The organism is Pseudomonas sp. NFACC08-1 (assembly GCF_900106735.1).
In the GTDB taxonomy this organism is placed as follows: domain Bacteria; phylum Pseudomonadota; class Gammaproteobacteria; order Pseudomonadales; family Pseudomonadaceae; genus Aquipseudomonas; species Aquipseudomonas fluorescens_Q.
The window spans coordinates 224,641-241,955 of sequence record NZ_FNNL01000005.1; the positions used below are offsets into that span (position 1 = coordinate 224,641).

General features: G+C 63.8%; 6 protein-coding genes. 4 read left to right on the plus strand and 2 right to left on the minus strand.

The features are described 5' to 3' along the window. The first annotated feature begins 58 nt into the window (after positions 1–58). Complete coding sequence (locus BLU76_RS13000; RefSeq protein WP_092223099.1) at positions 59–835, plus strand: substrate-binding periplasmic protein; 777 nt, start codon at positions 59–61, stop codon at positions 833–835. 70 nt (positions 836–905) lie between these two features. Next, complete coding sequence (locus BLU76_RS13005; protein WP_092222977.1) at positions 906–1,919, plus strand: GNAT family N-acetyltransferase; 1,014 nt, start codon at positions 906–908, stop codon at positions 1,917–1,919. Positions 1,920–2,055: 136 nt separating this feature from the next. Here BLU76_RS13005 and BLU76_RS13010 read toward each other — a convergent pair whose 3' ends face one another. After that, the gene (locus BLU76_RS13010) at positions 2,056–2,604 is read right to left on the minus strand and encodes an RNA polymerase factor sigma-70 (RefSeq protein ID WP_024619408.1); all 549 of its coding nucleotides are present in this window, start codon (positions 2,602–2,604) and stop codon (positions 2,056–2,058) included. Positions 2,605–2,885: 281 nt separating this feature from the next. On the opposite strand from BLU76_RS13010, the gene BLU76_RS13015 reads away from it, so the two are divergent. Continuing rightward, positions 2,886–15,872 (plus strand): non-ribosomal peptide synthetase, encoded by a 12,987-nt coding sequence (locus BLU76_RS13015; protein WP_092222980.1) that lies wholly within the window; start codon positions 2,886–2,888, stop codon positions 15,870–15,872. A gap of 98 nt (positions 15,873–15,970) precedes the next feature. On the opposite strand, the gene BLU76_RS13020 is transcribed toward BLU76_RS13015, so the two are convergent. Then, positions 15,971–16,234: a hypothetical protein gene (locus BLU76_RS13020; protein WP_092144770.1), complete on the minus strand. Its 264-nt coding sequence runs from the start codon at positions 16,232–16,234 to the stop codon at positions 15,971–15,973. A 174-nt stretch (positions 16,235–16,408) separates the two neighbouring features. Between BLU76_RS13020 and BLU76_RS13025 the strand changes: the two genes are divergently transcribed. Then, positions 16,409–17,221: an alpha/beta fold hydrolase gene (locus BLU76_RS13025; protein WP_092222982.1), complete on the plus strand. Its 813-nt coding sequence runs from the start codon at positions 16,409–16,411 to the stop codon at positions 17,219–17,221. Positions 17,222–17,315: the final 94 nt, after the last annotated feature.

Genomic DNA, 17,315 nt, shown 5'->3' on the forward strand with positions numbered 1-17,315 from the left:
ATTGTTATTGATGGGGACTTTTGGGGAGTGGGTTATCTTGACGTTTTCGCCGATGGGGATGACCTCGCGTCTGGTGCTGGCTGCTCTGGCCGTTTTCCTGGTGTTGCCGACCGAGGCAGCGCAACTGGTACGGATCGGTGCGGCGCATTTTCCGCCTTATACCGTTCGTCCTGAGAACGGCGCCGACACCGGCCTGCTGCCGCAAATGGTGGAGGCCTTGAACCAGGCGCAAACCGACTATCAGTTCGTGCTGGTGCCGACATCGATCCCGCGTCGCTTCAATGATTTCAAGCAGGGCCGGGTCGACATGGCGATTTTCGAGAATCCCGAATGGGGTTGGCAGGATGTGCCACACACGTCGGTGGACATGGGCCTGGAAGATGCGGAAGTCTTCGTCGCCCAGCGCCAACCGGAACGCCAGCAAAGTTATTTCGCCGACCTCAGGGGCAAGCGCCTGGCGTTGTTCAGCGGTTATCACTACGCCTTTGCCGAATTCAACGCCGACCCCAAGTTTCTCGCCGGTCAATACAACGCCACGCTGACGTATTCCCACGATAGCAATCTGCTGATGGTCCTGCGCGGGCGCGCGGATATCGCCCTGGTGACCCGTTCGTACCTCAATGATTACGTGCTGCGCAATCCCGAAGTCGGCCCGCAATTGCTGGTGTCTGAGCGCATCGATCAGGTTTACCACCATTACGCGTTGATCCGGCCACAGGCGCCCATTTCCAGTGAGGCGTTTGCACAGTTGCTGCAAATGCTGCGGGATAACGGTCAGTTGCTGAACATCTTCCAGCCCTACCAGATTCATCTGGTGCCCATGCATTCCCATTGAATGCGCCACTAAATTTCCCTTCCTGGCTCACGTCCCACGTTGACTACCGACGAATACGCGAGCCCCTCCCATGTCCAACCTCAACCACCCGACGACGTTGCCCTTGCCCGGCGGCCGTCGCCTCGGCGCCGATGAAACCGAACGCCACCTGAGCCTGATGCTCGAAGGTGCGCCGCTGATCCGGCTGCGCCTTGCGCGCGGTCCCGAGCTGCACGTGCACTTGCAGGAGATCAGCGACCGACCAGTAGGCCCGGCGCTATGGGCGGCCTGCTATTGGCTGTTTGCTCGCCATCCCGACTGCCAGCGCCTGACCTGGCACCTCGACGAGCGCCCCGGCGAAGCCTTGCTCAGCGGTTTGTTGACGGCCACTGAACGTGCCGGTGAGTACTTTTGCGAGCGCACAATGTTCTGGCAATTACCGCAGCCCTGGCTGGGGGAGTCGTTCAACGGCAGTTACCCGCAACAGATGGTCATCACCGATGGCCGCCGCCATCCACGTCGGCCCATCAAACCCCGTGGCGAGGTGTATCGGCGTTTCGATGCGCGGCTGGGGGCCTGGGTGTCCTTGCGCACCCTGGAAATCGAGCAGGACTTGGAACGTTTCAACCGCTGGCAGAACAGCCCGCGGGTGGCGAGCTTCTGGCAGGAGGAGGGCAGCCTGGAACAGCATCGCCAGTACCTGGGCAAGCTGCAGGCCGATCCCCGGGTCTTGACCCTGATCGGCTGTTTCGATGACCAGCCGTTCGCTTATTTCGAAGCCTATTGGGCCAAGGAAGATCGGATCGCGCCGTTCTATGACGTCGGCAACTACGATCGCGGCATCCACATGTTGGTGGGTGAAGAGCAACACCGAGGGCCGCACAAGGTGGCCAGTTGGCTGTCGGCGCTGGTGCATTACCTGTTCCTGGACGATCCGCGCACCCAGCGCGTGGTCGCCGAGCCCCGGGCCGACAATGCCCGGATGATCGGGCACCTGCACAACCAGTGTTTCCACTGTGAAAAGGAATTTGATTTCCCTCACAAACGCGCGGCGCTGATGATCCTGGGGCGTGAGCGGTTTTTTGATCGGTGTGGGTTGATGTAAGGGGAGGGGCGGTCATCAGGCCGCCATCGCGGGCAAGCTCCCACAGGGATTTGTGGTGAACACCAACGTTGTGAACACCCAAATCCCTTGTGGGAGCGAGCTTGCTCGCGATGGGGCCAGCAAAGCCACTGCAAAATCACCGCCGGGCGAAGGTATCCCCGCGAACCCCCGACACCTTGCGGCAATGCACCAGGGCATCGCGGATCATGAAGTTCACCAGGGTCGGCGAGACCCCCAGTTCCTTGGCGATGTCCTTCTGTGGCACGCCATGCAGGCGATACATCTCGAAGGCATAGCGGGTGCGGCTGGGCAGTTCGGTCAGCGCGTCGGCGATGTGTTCCAGCGTGGAAAAGTTGATATGGGAGGTTTCTGGCGAAGCACCCTGGATCACCACGTTCAACCCTTCCTCTTCCGGCCCCGAGTATTTCTGTTCCAGCGCCTGCTTGCGGTAGTGGTCGATCGCCAGGTTGCGCACGATCTGGAACAGATAGCTGAGCTGCGCCTTGAACGAGGAGGTGATCTGGGGCGCCGATTGCAGCCGGAAAAATGCGTCCTGCACCACGTCCTCCGCGCGGGATCGGCAGCCGGTAATGCGTGCCGCGATCTTGACCAGGATCAATCGGTTGTCCACGAATGCCTGGAGTAACGGTGAGTCGCACCTGCTTGTGGATACTTGTTCCGTCATGGAATTCACCTTGCTGCAAAAAGTTAGCAGGACGTCCGGATGCCGGACCCGTCCTACACATCGAGCGCCAAATTAGGCTTAATGATAATGATTGTCAATTGAGAAGAAGAATTATTGATGCAATAAAGTCCAGCCTCGGCGCCGCGACCCATTGCCGCGGTGCCTGGCAGCTGGCTGCTTCGCAGCAGGCCTCGGTGAGTCGGCTGCCCGACTAATTATTTGCCGCGGTTATCCGTTCCATGGGGGACAACTTGCAAGCCGAATTCAGGCAGGAAACCCCCATGACCGACGCGTTCGAACTCCCCAGCACCCTGGCTCATGCCCTCCAGCGCCGCGCCGCGTTGACGCCGGACCGGGTGGCCCTGCGCTTCCTTGCCGACACCCCCGGGCAGGGTGTGGTGTTGAGTTATCGCGACCTGGACTTGCGTGCCCGGACCATCGCCGCCGCTTTGCAGGCCGAGGCCGCGCTGGGTGATCGCGCCGTGCTGCTGTTCCCCAGCGGCCCTGACTACGTCGCGGCGTTCTTTGGTTGCCTCTATGCCGGGGTGATTGCCGTGCCGGCCTATCCGCCGGAGTCCACCCGTCGCCATCATCAAGAGCGCTTGCTGTCGATCATTGCCGACGCCGAACCGCGCCTGTTGCTCACCCGCAGTGATCTGCGCGAGCCGTTGCAAGCCATCGAATCGGCGCCGCCGGTGTTGTGTGTCGATACCCTCGACCCGTCCCGCGCCGGGCAATGGCGGATGCCGACGCTGCAGGACGATGACATTGCCTTCCTGCAATACACCTCCGGCTCCACCGCGTTGCCCAAGGGTGTGCAGGTCAGCCACGGCAACCTGGTGGCCAACGAGTTGCTGATCCGCCATGGCTTTGGCATCGACCTGAACCCTGATGACGTCATCGTCAGTTGGCTACCGCTGTACCACGACATGGGCTTGATCGGCGGTTTGCTGCAGCCGGTGTTCAGCGGCGTCCCGTGCGTACTGATGTCGCCGGCCTACTTCCTGGCCCGCCCCCTGCGTTGGCTCGAAGCGATCAGCGAATACGGCGGCACCATCAGCGGTGGCCCGGACTTCGCCTATCGGCTGTGCAGCGAACGGGTCAGTGACTCGGCCCTGCAGCGTCTCGACCTGAGCGGCTGGCGCGTGGCCTATTCCGGTTCCGAGCCGATCCGCCTCGACACGCTGGAGCGGTTTGCCGAGAAGTTCGCCCCGTGCGGTTTCACGCCGGACAATTTCATGGCCTCCTACGGCCTGGCCGAAGCGACCCTGTTCGTCGCCGGCACGCCACGCCGCCACGGCATTCCTTCGCTGCGGGTGGATGATGCGGCACTGGCGCAAAACCGAGCCGAGCCGGGGCAGGGCAGTGCGGTGATGAGTTGCGGTGTCAGTCAGCCCGGGCACGCGGTGCTGATCGTCGAGCCCGCTACGGCGCAGCCGTTGGCCGACAATCAGGTCGGTGAAGTCTGGGCTGCCGGCCCGAGCATCGCCCTGGGCTATTGGCGCAACCCCGAAGCCAGCGCCAAGACCTTTGTCCAGCACGATGGCCGGACCTGGCTGCGTACCGGCGACCTGGGTTTCCTGCGCGACGGCGAGCTGTTCATCACCGGTCGCCTGAAAGACCTGCTGATCGTGCGCGGGCATAACCTCTATCCCCAGGACATCGAGCAAGCCATCGAGCGCGAAGTGGAGGTGGTGCGCAAGGGCCGGGTGGCGGCGTTCGCGGTCAACGACAACGGCGAGGAAGGCATCGGTATCGCTGCGGAAATCAGCCGCAGCGTGCAGAAAATCCTGCCGCCCGAAGCCTTGATCAAAGCCATTCGCCAAGCCGTGGCCGAGGCCTGCCAGCAAGCCCCGAGCGTGGTGGCGCTGCTCAATCCCGGCGCGTTGCCCAAGACCTCCAGCGGCAAGTTGCAGCGCTCGGCGTGTCGCAGTCGATTGGCCGACGGCAGCTTGGACAGTTATGCACAGTTCCCGTCAGCCGAGGTAGAAGACGCTGATGAGTCTGCGCCGTCCTCCGAGCTGCAAACGCTCATCGGCCAAATCTGGCGGGAGCAGCTGCAGGTCGAACAAATCCAGGCTGATGATCACTTCTTCCTGCTGGGCGGTAATTCCATCGCCGCCACCCAGGTGATCGCACGGCTACGGGAAATCCTGGGGCTGGAACTGAACCTGCGCCTGCTGTTCGAAGCCCCGACCCTGGCCGCGTTCGCCGAAGCGGTGGCGAACCAGCAACAGGACGGCGGCCAGCCTCAAGGAGCGATCAGCGCATGGTCGCGGGACGATGCGTTGCCGCAATCCCTGGCCCAGAACCGTTTGTGGATTACCTGGCGGCTCGATCCGACGAGCCATGCCTACAATATTCCCGGCGCCTTGCACCTGCGCGGCGAGCTGGACGAAGACGCGTTGCGCACCAGTTTCCAGCAACTGATCGAGCGTCATGAGTCCCTGCGCACGCGGTTCCTGGAGCGCGATGGCGTGGCGCTGCAACAGATCGATCCAGCAGGGGAATTCAAGCTGCATGTCATCGACCTCGGCGACCTGCCTGCCGACTCGCGCGAAGCCCGGGCGCGGCAGGTTCGAGAAGACGAAGCGGCCACGCCGTTCGATCTGGAGAAAGGGCCGCTGCTGCGGGTCACCCTGTTGCGCCTCGACGAGGATGATCACCAACTGCTGGTGACGTTGCACCACATCATCGCCGACGGCTGGTCGATGAGTGTCTTGATCGAAGAATTCTCCCGCTTGTACGCCGCCGCCTCCCAAGGCCAGGTTGCTGAACTGGCGCCATTGCCGTTGCAATACGCCGACTACGGCAGTTGGCAACGCCAATGGCTCGCCCAGGGCGAGGCCGAGCGCCAACTGAGCTACTGGAAGCAGCAACTGGGCACTGAACAATCGGCCCTGGTGCTGGGCACGGATCACCCACGCAGCGCGCAACGCCAGCGCCGCGCCGCGCGGCACAGCCTGCGCCTGGACAAGGACCTCGGCGAGGCCCTGCGCCACGTGGCCCAGGCCCATGACGCGACGCCGTTCATGCTGTTGCTAGCAGCCTTCCAGGCGCTGTTGCAGCGTTACACCGGGCAATCCGACATTCGCATCGGCGTGCCCAACGCCAACCGTCCGCGCCTGGAAACCCAGGGCCTGATCGGCTTCTTCATCAACACCCAGGTGCTGCGCGGGCAGGTCGATTCCCGTCAACCGTTCGCCGCGCTGCTGGCCCAGGCCCGGGAAGCCACGCTCGGGGCCCAGGCCCACCAGGACTTGCCATTCGAACAACTGCTCGAAGCGTTTCCCGAGGCGCGCGAGCAAGGCCTGTTCCAAGTGATGTTCAACCACCAGCAGCGTGACCTGGGTGCCTTGCGCCGTCTGCCGGGGCTGCTGGCCGAGGAATTGTCGTGGCACAGCCGCGAAGCCAAGTTCGACCTGCAATTGCACAGCGAAGAAGATCGCAATGGCCGGTTGACCCTGTCGTTCGACTACGCCGACGAACTGTTCGAGGCGGCGACCATCGAGCGGTTGGCAACGCATTACTGCAATCTGTTACGGGCGGTCTGTGCCGATCCGCAGCAAGCCATCGGCGATGTACCGTTATTGACCGTCGATGAACACAGCCAACAGCAGCAGTGGAGCGCGGCCCCGTGTGCGCCGGCCAGCCAATGGCTGCCGGAGCTGTTGAACGAGCAGGCCCGCAGCACGCCGCAACGGATCGCCCTGCGCTGGGACGGTGGTCAACTCGATTATGCCGAGCTGCACGCCCAGGCCAATCGCCTGGCCCACTACCTGCGGGACAAGGGCGTGGGCCCGGACGTGTGCGTAGCGATTGCCGCCGAGCGTTCGCCGCAGTTGCTCATCGGTGTGCTGGCCATCATCAAGGCCGGCGGTGCCTATGTGCCGCTGGATGCGGACTACCCGGCCGAACGCCTGGCCTACATGCTCCATGACAGTGGCGTCGACCTGCTGCTGACCCAGACCGCGTTGCTGGAGCGTTTACCCGCCTGCGACGGCGTCAGTGTCATCGCCATGGACGCCCTGCACCTGGAACAATGGCCGAGCAACCCGCCGGGCCTGCATCTGCACGGCGACCACCTGGCCTACGTGATCTACACCTCCGGCTCCACCGGCCAGCCCAAGGGCGTCGGCAATACCCACGCGGCTTTGGCTGAGCGCCTGCAATGGATGCAAGCGACCTATGGGCTGGATGCCACCGATGTGCTGATGCAAAAGGCCCCCATCAGTTTCGACGTGTCGGTCTGGGAGTGCTTCTGGCCGCTGATCACCGGCAGTCAACTGGTCCTGGCTGGCCCCGGCGAGCACCGTGACCCGCACCGCATCGCCCAGTTGGTGCAGCAGTTTGGCGTTACCACGCTGCACTTCGTACCGCCGCTGCTCAGCCTGTTTGTCGATGAACCACTGAGCGCCCGCTGCACCAGCCTGCGCCGGCTGTTCTCTGGTGGCGAGGCCTTGCCCGCCGAACTGCGCAATCGGGTGTTGGCGCAACTGCCGTCGGTGCAATTACACAACCGCTACGGTCCGACCGAAACCGCGATCAACGTCACCCATTGGCATTGCACCGAGGCCGATGCTGAGCGCTCGCCAATCGGCCGGCCCTTGGGCAACGTCCTGTGCCGGGTACTCGACAGTGACCTCAATCCTGTGCCGGCCGGTGTGCCAGGCGAGCTGTGCATTGGCGGCCTGGGCCTGGCCCGGGGTTACCTCGGGCGTCCGGGCCTGAGCGCCGAGCGTTTTGTCGCCGATCCGCTGGGGGCGGCCGGGGCACGGTTGTACCGTACCGGGGACCGTGCGCGTTGGAACGCCGACGGCGTGATCGAATACCTCGGCCGCCTCGACCAGCAGGTCAAGCTGCGCGGCTTCCGGGTTGAGCCGCAGGAAATCGAAGCGCGCCTGCTGGCCCAGGACGGCGTCGCCCAAGTGGCGGTGCTGGTGCGCGACACCTCGGCCGGCCCGCAGTTGATCGGTTACTACACCGCGCCGGAGGTCGCCCAAGGCCAGGATGAATTGAACACCCGGCTCATGGCCGCCCTGGCCGCCGAATTGCCGGACTACATGGTGCCCGCCCAACTGCTGCGCCTGGACGTCATGCCTTTGAGTCCGAGCGGCAAGCTCGATCGCCGCGCCTTGCCCGAGCCGCAGTGGCAGGTGCGCGAGCACGTCGAGCCGGCCAGCGTCCTCGAACAGCAAATCGCCGGCATCTGGCGCGAGGTGCTGGGCCTTGCGCGCATTGGCCTGCGGGACGATTTCTTTGCGCTCGGCGGTCATTCGCTGCTGGCGACCCAGATCATTTCCCGCACCCGCCAAACCTGCGATGTCGAACTGCCGCTGCGCACTTTGTTCGAGGCCAGTGAGCTGGGGGCCTTCGCCGAACAGGTGCGCTTGATCCAGGCCAGCGGCCAGGCCAACCGCCAGCCACCGATCGAGAAGGTTGACCGCAGCCAACCGGTGCCGCTGTCCTACTCCCAGCAGCGCATGTGGTTCCTCTGGCAGATGGAGCCGGACAGCCCGGCCTACAACGTCGGTGGCATGGCGCGCCTGCGCGGGGTGCTGGATGTCGGGCGCTTCGAGGCGGCCTTGCAGGCGTTGATCCTGCGCCACGAAACCCTGCGCACCACGTTCCCGAGCGTTGACGGCGTGGCCCACCAGCAGGTGCACGGCGAGACGGGCCTGCGCATGGACTGGAAGGACTTCTCGATGCTGGCCTTTGATGTCCGCGAACAGCGGGTGCAGCAACTGGCCGACAGCGAGGCCCACAAGCCCTTCGACCTGGAAACTGGGCCGCTGCTGCGGGCCTGTCTGGTCAAGACCGCCGAGCATGAGCATTACTTTGTGCTGACGCTGCACCACATCGTCACCGAAGGTTGGGCGATGGACATTTTCGCCCGTGAACTGAGCGCGCTGTACGAAGCCTTTATCGACGATCGCGAATCGCCCCTGGAACCCTTGCCGGTGCAGTACCTGGACTACAGCGTCTGGCAGCGTCAGTGGTTGGAGTCCGGCGAGCGTCAACGGCAGTTGGACTACTGGACCACGCAACTGGGTCGCGAACATCCGCTGCTGGAGCTGCCCGGCGATCGCCCGCGTCCGTCGGTGCAAAGCCATCGCGGTGAACTGTTCCGTTTCGAACTCAGCGATGATTTGGCGGCGCGGGTCCGCGCCTTCAACGCGCAACAGGGCCTTACCCTGTTCATGACCATGACCGCCGCCCTGGCCGTGTTGCTCTACCGCTACAGCGGCCAGACCGACTTGCGCATCGGCGCGCCGGTGGCGAACCGCATCCGCCCGGAAAGCGAAGGGCTGATCGGTGCGTTCCTCAACACCCAAGTGTTGCGTTGCCAGCTCGACGGGCAGATGTCGGTGGGCGAGCTGTTCGAACAGGTGCGCCACACCGTCATCGAAGGCCAGTCCCACCAGGATTTGCCATTCGATCATCTGGTGGAAGCCCTGCAACCGCCGCGCAGTGCGGCTTACAACCCGCTGTTCCAGGTGATGTGCAACGTGCAGCGCTGGGAGTTCCAGCAGAGCCGCACGTTGGCCGGCATGACGGTGGAATACCTGGTCAACGACGCCCGGGCCACCAAGTTCGACCTCAACCTGGAAGTCACCGACCTGGACCAACGCCTGGGTTGCTGCCTGACCTACAGCACCGACCTGTTCGACGAACCGCGCATCGCGCGCATGGCCGGGCACTGGCGCAATCTGCTGGAAGCGTTGCTGGACGATCCGGCCCGACGCCTGAGCGAACTGCCGTTGCTGGACACCCGCGAGCAGCAACAACTGCTCGACAGCCTGGGTGTCGAGGCTGGTGAGCATCGCCTGGATCGATGCCTCCATGAGTTGTTCGACGAACAGGCGCGGATGCGTCCCGATGCGCCGGCCCTGACTTTTGCCGGGCAGACCTTGACGTATGCGCAACTGGACAGCAGTGCCAATCGTCTGGCCTGGATGCTGCGCGAGCGAGGCGTCGGGCCGCAGGTACGTGTCGGCCTGGCCCTGGAGCGTTCGCTGGAAATGGTCATTGGCCTGCTGGCGATTCTCAAGGCCGGCGGTGCCTACGTGCCGCTGGATCCGGAATACCCGCTGGATCGCCTGCACTACATGATCGAAGACAGTGGCATCAGCCTGTTGCTCAGCGACCGGGCGATGCTCCAGGCCCTCGGTGCATTGCCCGACGGCGTGGGCTGCTGGTGCCTGGAAGATGATTCGCCGGCCTTGGCGCAGTACCCGGATCACGCGCTGCCGTTGATCAATCTGCCGCAACACCAGGCCTACCTGATCTACACCTCCGGCTCCACCGGCAAGCCCAAGGGCGTGGTGGTGTCCCATGGTGAAATCGCCATGCATTGCCAGGCAGTGATCCAGCGTTTCGGCATGCGCCCGGACGATTGCGAGCTGCATTTCTATTCCATCAACTTCGATGCGGCCACTGAACGTCTGCTGGTGCCATTGCTCAGTGGCGCCCACGTGGTGCTGCGGGCCCAGGGCCAATGGGACGCCGAGGAAATCTGCGGGCTGATTCGCCAGCATCGCATCAACATTCTTGGCTTCACCCCCAGCTACGGCAGCCAGCTGGCGCAGTGGCTGGCGACCCAGGGACAGACCCTGCCGGTGCGCATGTGCATCACCGGTGGCGAAGCCCTGACGGGCGAGCATTTGCAGCGCATTCGCGCGGCGTTCAACCCGAGCCTGTTCTTCAATGCCTATGGTCCGACCGAAACCGTGGTCATGCCTCTGGCGAGCCTGGCCCCCGAGCAATTGGAGGAGGGCGCGGCCAGTGTGCCGATTGGCAGCGTGATTGGCGCCCGCATGGCATACATCCTCGACGCCGACCTGGCGTTGGTGCCGCCAGGCGCCACGGGTGAGTTGTATGTGGGTGGCGCCGGTCTGGCCCAGGGTTATCACCAGCGTCCGGGGATGACCGCCGAGCGTTTCGTCGCCGACCCGTTCGCCACCGACGGTGGGCGCCTGTATCGCACCGGCGACCTGGTGCGCCAGCGTGCCGATGGGCTGGTGGAGTACCTGGGACGGATCGACCATCAGGTGAAAATCCGCGGCTTCCGTATCGAGCTGGGGGAAATCGAAACCCGTTTGCTGGAACATGACGCGGTGCGCGAGGCCGTGGTACTGGCCCTCGACACGCCGGGGGGCAAGCAACTGGCCGGCTATCTGGTGAGCGACGTCGCCAGCCAGGACGACGGGCGACAAGCGGCCCTGCGCGACGCCTTGAAAAACCACCTCAAGGCCCAGTTGCCGGACTACATGGTGCCCACGCACCTGATCCTGCTGGCGAGCATGCCGCTGACCGCCAACGGCAAGCTCGACCGCCGCGCCTTGCCGATGCCCGATCCCGAACTCAATCGCCAACACTACGTGGCGCCGAGCAATGCCCTGGAACAGACCTTGGTGGCGATCTGGTGCGACGTGCTGAACGTGACGCAGGTGGGCCTCAACGATAATTTCTTCGAGCTGGGCGGCGATTCGATCCTGTCCATCCAGGTGGTCAGCCGCGCTCGGCAGCAGGGCATTCATTTCACCCCCCGGGACTTGTTCCAGCACCAGACCGTGCAGACTTTGGCCGCGGTTGCCACGCGCAGCCAGCAGGTGCTTGCCGAGCAGGGCCTGTTGCAGGGTGAGTCCGGGTTGACGCCGATCCAGCACTGGTTCTTCGAGCGCCCGATCCCCAACCGGCATCACTGGAATCAGGCGCTGGTGCTGGAGCCGACTACGGCCCTGGCGCCGCAACCGCTGGAACAGGCACTGCGCAGCCTCCTCCAGCACCATGATGCCTTGCGCCTGGGCTTCGACGAAAGCACCGGGCACTGGCGGGCCGAGCACCAGCCGTTGTCTGACGCGGCGCTGTTGCGGCACGTGTCCGTGGACACCGCGCAGGATTGCGAAGCGTTGTTTGCCGAGACGCAGAGCCGCTTCAATCTGGCCACCGGGCCATTGCTGCGCGCAGTGCTGGCGCAGTTCCCCGACGGCCAGCAACGGTTGCTGATCGTCATCCATCACCTGGTGGTCGACGGTGTGTCGTGGCGGGTGTTGATGGACGATTTGCAAACCGTCTACCGCCCGCTCGCCATCGGGCAGGCGGCGCAATTGTCAGCCAAGACCAGCCCATTGCGGGATTGGGCCGCGCGCTTGCAGGCTTACGCCGGCAGCGAATCTCTGCGCGAAGAACTGGCGTGGTGGCAAGCACAGTTGAGCGGCACGCAGGTGCCGCTGCCGTGCGCAAATCCCGAGGGCGGGCTCCTGGAACGTCATGCTGAAACCGTCAGCGTGCGCCTGGACGCCGGGCGCACCCGGCAACTGTTGCAACAGGCGCCGAGCGCCTACCGCACCCAAGTCAACGACCTGCTGCTTACCGCCCTGGCCCGTGTGCTGTGCCGCTGGAGCGGCCATGCCTCGGCCCTGGTCCAGCTTGAAGGCCACGGCCGCGAAGCGCTGTTCGACGACATTGACCTGACCCGCACCGTCGGCTGGTTCACCAGTGTCTATCCCGTGCGCCTGAGCCCAGCGGCCGAAGACTTCGGAGCGTCTATCAAGGCCATCAAGGAACAATTGCGCGCAGTGCCCCACAAGGGCCTCGGCCATGGCGTATTGCGCTACCTGGCCGACGCCGCGACTCGCCAGACGATGGCCAACCTGCCGCATGCGGCGATCACCTTCAACTACCTGGGCCAGCTCGACCAGACCTTGGGTCATGATGCGCTGTTCCAGCCGCTGGAGGCGCCGTTGGGGGCGATCCACGATCCCGATGCGCCGCTGCCCAATGAGCTGAGTATCGACAGCCAGGTCAGCGGTGGCGAGTTGGTGCTGCGCTGGACGTTCAGCCGCGAACGGCATGATCGTCAGGCCATCGCGACCCTGGCCGATGCCTACCTCGATGAGTTGCAACGCCTGATCGAGCACTGCCTGACAGACGAGGCGGGCGGCCTGACACCATCGGACTTCCCCTTGGCGAAGCTGACCCAGGGCCAGCTCGACAGCCTGCCGGTGCCCGCCGGGCAGATCGAAGACGTCTACCCGCTGACGCCGATGCAGGAAGGCATGCTTCTGCACACCTTGCTGGAACCGGGCACGGGCCTGTACTACATGCAGGATCGCTACCGCATCAACAGCGAACTGGACCCGCAGCGTTTTGCCCAGGCCTGGCAGGCGGTTATCGCCCGTCACGAAGCCTTGCGCGCGTCGTTCTGCTGGAACGTTGGCGAAGACATGCTGCAAATTATCCACCGGCCCGGCAGCACGCCGGTGGATTATCTCGACTGGTCCGAGGTGCCCGAAGACGCCCAGGAAGCCAAGCTCCAGGCACTGCTCAAGAACGAGCGAGAGGCCGGTTTCGATCTGTTGAACCAGGCGCCATTCCATCTGCGGCTGATTCGGGTCGGCGCGGCACGCTACTGGTTCATGATGAGTAACCACCACATTCTCATCGATGCGTGGTGCCGTTCGCTGCTGATGGACGACTTCTTCGAGATCTACACCGCCCTGGGTGAAAACCGCGAACCGCAGTTGACCGTGCCGCCGCGCTATCGCGACTACATCGGCTGGTTGCAGCGCCAGAGCCTGGCCGAAGCCCGCCAGTGGTGGCAGCGCAACCTGCAAGGTTTCGAGCGGACCACGCCGATCCCTGGCGACCGGCCGTTCCTGCGCGAGCACGCCGGTGACAGCGGCGGCATGATCGTCGGCGACTGCTACACCCGTCTCGATGCCCGGGACGGCGCACGGCTGCGGGAACTGGCCCAGGCCCATCAACTGACGGTCAACACCTTCGCCCAAGCGGCGTGGGCCCTGGTCCTGCGGCGGGTCAGCGGCGACCGCGACGTGCTGTTCGGCGTCACCGTGGCCGGGCGCCCGGTGGAGCTGCCGCAGATGCAACGCACTGTGGGGCTGTTCATCAATAGCATCGCTTTGCGCGTGCAGATGCCCGAGGACCATCAACGTTGCAGCGTGCGCCAGTGGCTCAGCGATTTGCTGGACCACAATATGCAACTGCGCGAATACGAATATCTGCCGCTGGTGAGCATCCAGGAGGCCAGCGAACTGCCCAAGGGCCAGCCGCTGTTCGACAGTTTGTTCGTGTTCGAGAATGCGCCCGTGGAGGTCTCGGTGCTGGACCGCGCCCAAAGCCTCAACGCCACTTCGGACTCGGGCCGCACCCACACCAACTTCCCGCTGACGGCGGTCTGCTACCCGGGCGATGACCTGGGGCTGCACCTTTCCTACGACCAGCGCTACTTCGATGAGGCCACCGTCCAGGGCTTGCTGAGTGAGTTCAAGCGGCTGCTGCTGGCGCTGATGGAGGGCTTGCACGGTGACATGAGCGAGTTGCCGCTGATCGGTGCCCAAGAGCAGGATTTCCTGATCGAAGGCTGCAACCAGAGCGAACATGCCTATCCGTTGGAACAGAGCTACGTCGAGCTGTTCGAGGCGCGGGTCGCGGCTCATCCCCACCGCCCTGCGGTCAGTTGCCTGGACACGAGCTACAGCTACGCCGAGCTGAATGCACGCAGCAACCGCCTCGGCCACGCCCTGATCGCTGCCGGTGTCGGCCTGGATCAGCCCGTAGCGCTGCTGGCCGAACGGGATGCCGAGCTGCTGGGTATGATCATCGGCAGCTTCAAGGCCGGTGCCGGCTACCTGCCGCTGGATCCCGGCCTGCCGAGCCAGCGCCTGGGCCGTATCATCGAATTGAGTCGCACGCCGTTACTGGTTTGCACCCAGGCCTGCCAGGCCCAGGCGCAGGCGTTGCTGGACGAGTTCGCCTGCTCCGGACGACCGAAGTTGCTGGTGTGGGAAGCCGTCCAGGCCAGCGCTCTTTCGCTGGAAAACCCAGGGGTCTACAGCGGGCCGAATAACCTCGCCTACGTGATCTACACCTCCGGTTCCACCGGCCTGCCCAAAGGCGTGATGGTGGAGCAGCGAGGGATGCTCAATAACCAACTGAGCAAAGTGCCGTACCTGGCGCTGAGCGAGGTGGATGTGATTGCCCAGACGGCGTCCCAGAGCTTCGATATTTCGGTCTGGCAGTTCCTGGCCGCGCCGTTGTTCGGTGCCCGGGTCGACATCGTGCCCAACGCCATTGCCCACGACCCGCAAGGGCTGCTGGAGCATGTGCAGCAGCAGGGCATCACCGTGCTGGAAAGCGTGCCGTCGCTGATCCAGGGCATGCTTGCCCAGGAACGCATCGGTCTGGACGGCTTGCGCTGGATGCTGCCCACCGGCGAAGCGATGCCGCCGGAACTGGCCCACCAGTGGTTGTTGCGTTACCCGGACATCGGTCTGGTCAACGCCTACGGCCCGGCGGAGTGTTCCGACGACGTGGCGTTCTTCCGGGTGGACCTGGCCTCGACCCGTGGTACGTATCTGCCGATTGGCACGCCCACCGACAACAATCGTCTGTACCTGCTCGACGGCGCGCTGGACCTGGTACCGCTGGGCGCGGTGGGTGAGTTGTGCGTGGCGGGCACCGGGGTCGGGCGTGGTTATGTCAGCGATCCCCTGCGTACTGCCCCGGTCTTTGTGCCCAACCCATTCGGCGCGCCGGGGGAGCGGCTGTACCGTACCGGCGACCTGGCGCGGCGGCGCAGCGATGGGGTGTTGGAGTACGTCGGGCGCATCGACCATCAGGTGAAGATCCGCGGCTACCGCATCGAGCTGGGTGAAATCGAGGCGCGCTTGCATGAACAGCCGGAAGTGCGTGATGGGGCGGTGGGTGTGCTGGAGGGCGTCAATGGCAAGCATCTGGTGGGCTATCTCGTTGCCACCGACTCGGCGCTCAAACCCGCCGAACGCCTGGAACGCATCAAGCAGCGCCTGCGGGCCGAATTGCCGGAATACATGGTGCCGCTGCACTGGCTGTGGCTCGAGCGCCTGCCGCTCAACGCCAACGGCAAGCTCGACCGCAAGGCCTTGCCGGCCCTGGAGATCGGCCAGTTGCAAAGCCAGGACTACCAAGCCCCCGGCAATGAACTGGAGCAGACCCTGGCAGACATCTGGGCCCAGGTGCTGAAAGTCGAGCGGGTGGGGGTGCGGGACAACTTCTTCGAACTGGGTGGGCATTCCTTGCTGGCGACGCAAATCGCCTCACGGGTGCAAAAGGCCCTGCAACGCAACGTACCGCTGCGGGCGATGTTCGAATGCAGCACGGTGCAGGAACTGGCCGACTACATCGATGGGCTGGCGGCCAGCGAGATCACCGAGGAGAAGGTGGATCGGTTGAATGATTTGATGGCGGAGTTGGAAGGAATGTAGTTTTGCGGCGTCTATGAAGACCTCATCGCGAGCGAGCTCGCTCCCACAGTGGTTTGTGTACGACGCGAATCTTCTGTGCGAGCTTGCTTGCGATGACTTTATTTTTTGCAACATTCTTCCGGTTTACTGAAAAAGGTCACGCCGGAAGCAAATGCGCCAATCTTCTGGAGGCTGTCATTGACCGCATCCAGCAAACCGAACTGTTCCGGGGTCTGGGAGTTGTCATACGCGGCCAGAATCGCCTCGAAGAATTGCAGTTTCCCCTTGGCTCGCTGGCCGGACGGTTTGTCCGTGTTGGCAGCCTTGGGCTTCAGGAGATCAACTTGCTCTTGGGCGAACGCTTGAAGCTCAGCTTTAGTCATGAGGATTCTCCATCCGCTGTCGTTCCGAGTGTCCAAGCTATCGCCGGCGCTGCGGCAAATCTACTGTCAGACTTTACAGGTCCGTTCAGGTAGGGATAGCTGTGGCGATTGACGATTGGCCGTTTATCGGGTCAGGCTGCCGGGGCTTTGCACATTCAGACAAGGAGTTTCTCGATGCCAATTGCAATGATCGACGGACAACCCCTTTACTACCTGGACCAGGGTCAGGGCCCGGTGGTGCTGCTGGGCGGCAGCTATCTGTGGGACCACGCCATGTGGGCGCCGCAGATCGAGGTGTTGTCCAGGCATTACCGGGTGATCGCTCCGGACCTTTGGGGCCATGGCCAGTCGGGGCAAATGCCGGAGGGCATGAGTTCGCTGAACGATCTGGCCCGCCAGATGATGGAGCTGCTGGATGACTTGAGCATCGACTGCTTCCACCTGGTGGGGCTTTCGGTGGGCGGGATGTGGGGGACGCGGCTGGCGCTGGCGGCGCCCACGCGGATCCAGTCGCTGGTGCTGATGGATACTTACGTGGGCGTCGAGCCAGAACAGACCCGTCAGTACTACTTTTCACTGTTCGACAAGATCGAAGCCAGCGGCAGCATTCCCGAGCCGTTGCTGGACATTGTCGTGCCGATCTTCTTCCGACCGGGTATCGACCCGCAATCGGCGCTCTACCAGCAGTTTCGCGCCACATTGGCCGCGCTGCCAAGCGATCGCCTGCGCGCCAGCATCGTACCGCTGGGGCGGATCATTTTCGGTCGGGACGATATCTTGCCACGCCTGCATGCGCTGGATGCCAAGGGCACAGTGGTGATGTGCGGCGACCAGGACAAACCGCGTCCGCCGTCCGAGTCGCTGGAAATGGCCGAGCTGATCGGTTGCCCCCATGTGTCGATTCCGGAGGCGGGGCATATTTCCAATCTGGAGAATCCGGAATTCGTGACCGGGGCGTTGCTGGAGTTCCTGACGCGCAAGCACTGAAATTGTGGCGAGGGGATTTATCCCCGTTGGGCTGCGAAGCAGCCCTGAAACCTGACACCTCGGTGAACCTGACAAACCAAGTCGACAGCATTGG

Excerpts from the sequence above, each read along its gene's own strand:
- BLU76_RS13020 (WP_092144770.1), bottom strand. The coding sequence starts at position 16,234 with ATGACTAAAGCTGAGCTTCAAGCGTTCGCCCAAGAGCAAGTTGATCTC.
- BLU76_RS13005 (WP_092222977.1), top strand. The coding sequence starts at position 906 with ATGTCCAACCTCAACCACCCGACGACGTTGCCCTTGCCCGGCGGCCGT.
- BLU76_RS13025 (WP_092222982.1), top strand. The coding sequence starts at position 16,409 with ATGCCAATTGCAATGATCGACGGACAACCCCTTTACTACCTGGACCAG.
- BLU76_RS13010 (WP_024619408.1), bottom strand. The coding sequence starts at position 2,604 with ATGACGGAACAAGTATCCACAAGCAGGTGCGACTCACCGTTACTCCAG.
- BLU76_RS13000 (WP_092223099.1), top strand. The coding sequence starts at position 59 with ATGACCTCGCGTCTGGTGCTGGCTGCTCTGGCCGTTTTCCTGGTGTTG.
- BLU76_RS13015 (WP_092222980.1), top strand. The coding sequence starts at position 2,886 with ATGACCGACGCGTTCGAACTCCCCAGCACCCTGGCTCATGCCCTCCAG.